This window comes from Nocardioides sp. (genome assembly GCF_024509035.1).
Classification (GTDB): Bacteria; Actinomycetota; Actinomycetes; order Propionibacteriales; family Nocardioidaceae; genus Nocardioides.
On record NZ_JANINT010000180.1, the window covers coordinates 1 to 4,483 of the forward strand.

Sequence of the window (4,483 nt, forward strand, 5' to 3'; positions counted from 1 at the left end):
GGCTCATCGTGATGATCGAGACGACGCCCATCGTCATGCTCGCGAGCGCGTCGCGGCGCTCGTAGCCGCCGGGCAGCGGCAGCGCCCGGCCGTCGGGGGCGCGGCGCTGGTCGGCGGGGCGCTCGTCCTCGAGCAGGTACGCCGCCAGCCCCTCGAGCGCGACGAACAGCAGGAAGAACGGCGCCGCGAGCGCCACCGGGTCGTGCAGCGGGTCCGGGATCGCCCGCCAGAGGTCCGTCAGTGCCTGCATGGCGGCCGACGATAGTGGAGGAGCCGCCCCTCAGGGGAGGGAAGCGAGGGCGTCGATCAGCGGCCGCGGGTCGGGAGCGTCGCCCGGCGCCTGCAGGATCACCGTGTCGGCCCCGGCGGCGGCCAGCTCGTCGACCCGGTCGGAGGCCTGAGCGGCGTCGGCGACCTCGCTGAAGACGGCCACGTGGGCGTCGCCGACCAGGCCGCGCGCCCGGCGTACGGCGTCGGCGTCGGCGACGGAGTCGAGGAGTACGCCGTCGGCGATCTCGCCGGCCAGCGCGAGGGTCCGCGGCCCGCGGCCGCCGACCAGCAAGCGCGGGGGCGTGGCCGGCGGCCAGTCGAGAGCGACCCGGTCGAGCCGCACGTAGCGCCCCGCGGTGTCGACGGTCTCGCCCGCGAGCAGGGACCGGACGGCGGCCGCGTGCTCGCGCAGCAGCGTCAGCGGCGAGTCGACGGCGCCGCCGACCTGCGCCATCCACTCCTGGACGCCGTGGCCGAGCGTCACGACGAGGCGGTCGGGGAACAGGCGTGCGAGCGTCGCGATCTCCATGGCGGCCAGGGCCGGGTTGCGCAGCGGGACCGGCAGCAGCCCGACGCCCACGACCAGGCGTTCGGACCAGGCGAGCGCGGCGGCCGCCGTCGTCAGACCACCCTCGAGGAAGCAGTCCTCCCAGAGCCAGAGCTCGGCCAGGCCCGCGGACTCGGCGTGCTCCACCACGGCGCGCAGGTCCTCGGGCGGCAGCTGAGGACGGAACACGATGCCCGTGACAGGGGTGGTGGTCGCTGCCATGGCGCTAGCCTGCCACGGCTCAGCGGGGTCACGGCGCCTGCGTCAGTGCTTGCGCGCCCGGCGGTCGCGCACCGTCTGCACCGCCTGCTTGATGCGGGCCTGGTTGGCGGGCTTGCGCGACTCGTCGTACAACTTCTTGGCGATGCCGACAGCGGCGGCGGTGCGGAACAGCTTCATGCCGGTGCGGTACCCGTCGGGGGAGCACCGATGCGTCTCAGACGCTCGCGACCCACCGACCGAGCACGGTCTCGAGCGCGCCCGGGTTGATCGGCTTGGAGAGGTAGTCGTCCATGCCCGCGGCCAGGCAGCGCTCGCGGTCCTCGGCGGTCGCGCTGGCGGTCATCGCGATGATCGGGGTGTGGTGCACGTCGCCCTCGAGCCGGCGCACCTCGCCGGTGGCCTCGTAGCCGTCCATGCCGGGCATCTGCACGTCCATGAGCACCGCGTCGAAGCGCATCCGTCCCATGGCGGCCAGTGCCGCGAGGCCGTCGTCGGCGACCTCGGCGGTGTAGCCGAGGTGCTCGAGGATGCCGACGGCGACCAGCTGGTTGATCTCGCCGTCCTCGACCACGAGGATGCGCCCTCGGCCGACCGGCGTCTCCGGCACCCGCACCTCGACCGGCTCGGGGCGGGTGCCGACGATGTCGCGCAGCGTGGTGTGCAGCCGGGACAGCTGGACGGGCTTGGTCATGCTGGCGGCGACCCCCACCGAGCGCGCCTCGGTCTGGCTGACGTCACCACCGGAGGTGAGCAGCGCCATGCCGACCGCCGGCAGCTCGGGGTTGCTGGAGATCCGGTAGGCGAGCTCGAGGCCGTCCATCTCGGGCATGCACAGGTCCAGCACGGCGAGGTCGAAGGGCCGTCCGGCGAGGGCGGCGTCGCTGAGCATCGCCAGGGCCTCGGCGCCGCTCTCGGCGAGCTCGACCTCCAGGCCCCACGCGTGCAGCTGGTCGTGGAGGATCGTGCGGTTGGTCTGGTTGTCGTCGACGACGAGCAGCCGCAGCCCTCCGAGGTCGTCGCTGCCCCGCGGCGTGCTGGTCGAGGCCTCCTCGGCGAGCTCGAGCGGCAGGGTGAACCAGAACGTGCTACCGAGTCCCGGACGGCTGTCCACACCGATCTGGCCGCCCATGGCGGTGACCAGGTGCTCGCTGATGGCCAGCCCCAGCCCGGTGCCGCCGAAGCGACGGGTCGTCGAGGAGTCGCCCTGGGAGAAGGGCTCGAAGAGACGCGCGCGGTCGGCCTCCTCGATGCCCATGCCGGTGTCGATGACCTCGAAGCGCACGAGGAGCCCGTGGTCGGTGCTCGACTCGAGGCTCGCGCGCACCACGACCTCGCCGCGCTGGGTGAACTTCACCGCGTTGCCGGCGAGGTTGAGCAGCACCTGTCGCAGGCGGGAGGGGTCGCCTCTCAGGCCGGTCGGCAGCTCGGGGGAGCAGTAGGCGAGCAGCTCGAGCCCCCTCTCCTGGGCCGGCTCCGCGATGAGCTCGGCGACCTCCTCGACGACCCGGACGAGGTCGAAGTCGATGGTCTCGAGCTCGAGGCGGCCCGCCTCGACCTTCGAGAAGTCGAGGATGTCGTTGATGATCGACATCAGCGCGTTGCCGGCGCTGTTGACGCCCTCGGCGTACTGCCGTTGGCGCTCGTCGAGCTCGGTGCCGAGCAGCAGACCCGTCAGGCCGATGACGCCGTTCATGGGAGTGCGGATCTCGTGGCTCATCGTCGCGAGGAACGTCGACTTGGCGCGGGAGGCCTCGAGCGCCGCGTCGCGCGCGAGCGCGATCTCGCAGCGCGCCTGCGCCTCGACGCGAAGCAGGCGAGCCGTCCGGGCGAAGGCCACCCCGGCGAGAACGACCATTCCGATCGCGGCCTCGCCGATGTGGGCCGAGGTCTTGTCGGTGAGCTCCCCGATGATCAGCATGACCGGCGGCACGAGCAGCGGCGCGATGGCGATCGCCAGCCGGCCCAGCGGGGTGCGCCCGTCGACCGGCTCCTCCGACTCGTCGATCGCGCGCGTCGGAGGTCGCAACGCGGCCAGGCCGATGAGCACGGCCCCGACCATCCACCCGAGGTCGAGCGAGCCGGTGATCGGCGCGCCGACCGCGAGCACGTAGTAGAAGACGTCGGAGATGAGCCAGCAGAGCACGCCGAGGGGCAGGCCGATGCCGATCATCTTGCGGGTGCGGCGGATCGCGACCGCGCGTACGAGCAGCGCGAGCAGGACGGCGTCGAGGACCGGATAGGAGGCCAGGACGACCTGGGTGAGCGTCGACATCGAGTCGTCGACGACGATGTCGCGGATCGAGATGCTCCAGAACACCAGGATGCTGACGACCACGATGCTGAAGGCGTCCAGGGTCGCGTCGAGGCTGAAGTGGAGCCGACCGTCTCGACGGATCGTCAGGATGATCGACACGCCCGCGCCCAGGGCGAAGTAGCTCAGGAAGTAGGGGACGTCGGCCAGCGAGACATCGGGCTCGCGCCCGGCCCAGACGTAGATGTTCCACACCAGGTCGCCGAGCGCCGACAGGCTGAGGCCGACGGCCATGAGCGTGCGCACGATGCGGGACTCGCGCGGGGTGTGCAGGGCGCCGTACCAGGCGATGCCCGCGCCGAGCGAGACCGCTGCCAGGTAGGACCCGTCGAAGACCCAGCCGGAGTCACCGGAGGCGAGGTGGAGGAAGACCAGGAATGCCGTCAGCCCCCACAGGGCGACGACAAGCCGAGATGGTCGCTTGCCTCGCACTCACTCCCCCTTTCGACGATCGTAACCGGTGGGTGGCCCGGGGTCCTGGGTTCGATGAACCCGAGAGATCGGGACCAACGACCTTGAAATCCGCGGAAGAAGCTGCTCCCGTGCTCGCGAACGCCTGCTCCTCCCCACCTAGAATTCGGCAGGATGAGCACCGACACGAGGATTCGTCCCGGGATCCGGGCACTGGACCGGTTGATGAAGGCCAACCCGGGGTTCTCGGTGGCCCGGATGACCGCGGAGCAGCTCGAGAAGGCCCAGACGGCCGTCGTCCCGGACGGTCCGCCCGCGAGCCTGCTGCTCGGTCGGCTGCAGCGCGGGGTCGAGGTCCGGACGACCTCTTTCCCCGCCCGTCACGGCGACCTCCCGCTGCGGATCTACACGCCGCACGCCTGGTCGCGCCGGCCCCGGCCGGTCGTCCTGAACTTCCACGGCGGCGGCTTCGTCCTCGGCAGCGCCCGGCAGTGCGACTGGACCTGCAGCATCGTGGCCAAGGAGCTTGATGCCGTGGTGGTCTCGGTCGACTACCGGCTGGCCCCGACGCACCGCTTCCCCGCCGGGGTGGAGGACTGCCACGACGCGCTGCTCTGGACGGCTGAGCACGCGACCGAGCTCGGCGGCGACGCGGACCGGCTCGGGGTGATGGGCGACAGCGCCGGCGGCAACCTCGCGGCGGTCGTCTCGATCCTGGCGCG

At 72.0% G+C, this 4,483-nt stretch carries 5 protein-coding genes; 1 reads left to right on the forward strand and 4 read right to left on the reverse strand.

Annotation, left to right across the window (positions count from 1 at the left end):
- From Q0L15_RS13775 to Q0L15_RS13790, 4 genes are all read right to left on the reverse strand, one after another.
- On the reverse strand, positions 1-250 hold a 250-nt coding region (locus Q0L15_RS13775; RefSeq protein WP_296605020.1), incomplete at its 3' end, for a hypothetical protein.
- Positions 251-280: 30 nt separating this feature from the next.
- Positions 281-1,039 (reverse strand): LLM class flavin-dependent oxidoreductase, encoded by a 759-nt coding sequence (locus Q0L15_RS13780; protein WP_296605021.1) that lies wholly within the window; start codon positions 1,037-1,039, stop codon positions 281-283.
- 42 nt (positions 1,040-1,081) lie between these two features.
- Positions 1,082-1,216, reverse strand: coding sequence for a hypothetical protein (locus Q0L15_RS13785; RefSeq protein ID WP_296605022.1), 135 nt, complete (start codon positions 1,214-1,216; stop codon positions 1,082-1,084).
- Between the two features lie 37 nt (positions 1,217-1,253).
- Positions 1,254-3,782, reverse strand: a complete 2,529-nt coding sequence (locus Q0L15_RS13790) for a response regulator (RefSeq protein WP_296605023.1) — start codon at positions 3,780-3,782, stop codon at positions 1,254-1,256.
- A 153-nt stretch (positions 3,783-3,935) separates the two neighbouring features.
- On the opposite strand from Q0L15_RS13790, the gene Q0L15_RS13795 reads away from it, so the two are divergent.
- Positions 3,936-4,483, forward strand: a 548-nt coding sequence (locus tag Q0L15_RS13795; RefSeq protein ID WP_296605024.1) for an alpha/beta hydrolase fold domain-containing protein, incomplete at its 3' end; no start/stop codon positions are given.

Excerpts from the sequence above, each read along its gene's own strand:
- Q0L15_RS13780 (WP_296605021.1), bottom strand. The coding sequence starts at position 1,039 with ATGGCAGCGACCACCACCCCTGTCACGGGCATCGTGTTCCGTCCTCAG.
- Q0L15_RS13785 (WP_296605022.1), bottom strand. The coding sequence starts at position 1,216 with ATGAAGCTGTTCCGCACCGCCGCCGCTGTCGGCATCGCCAAGAAGTTG.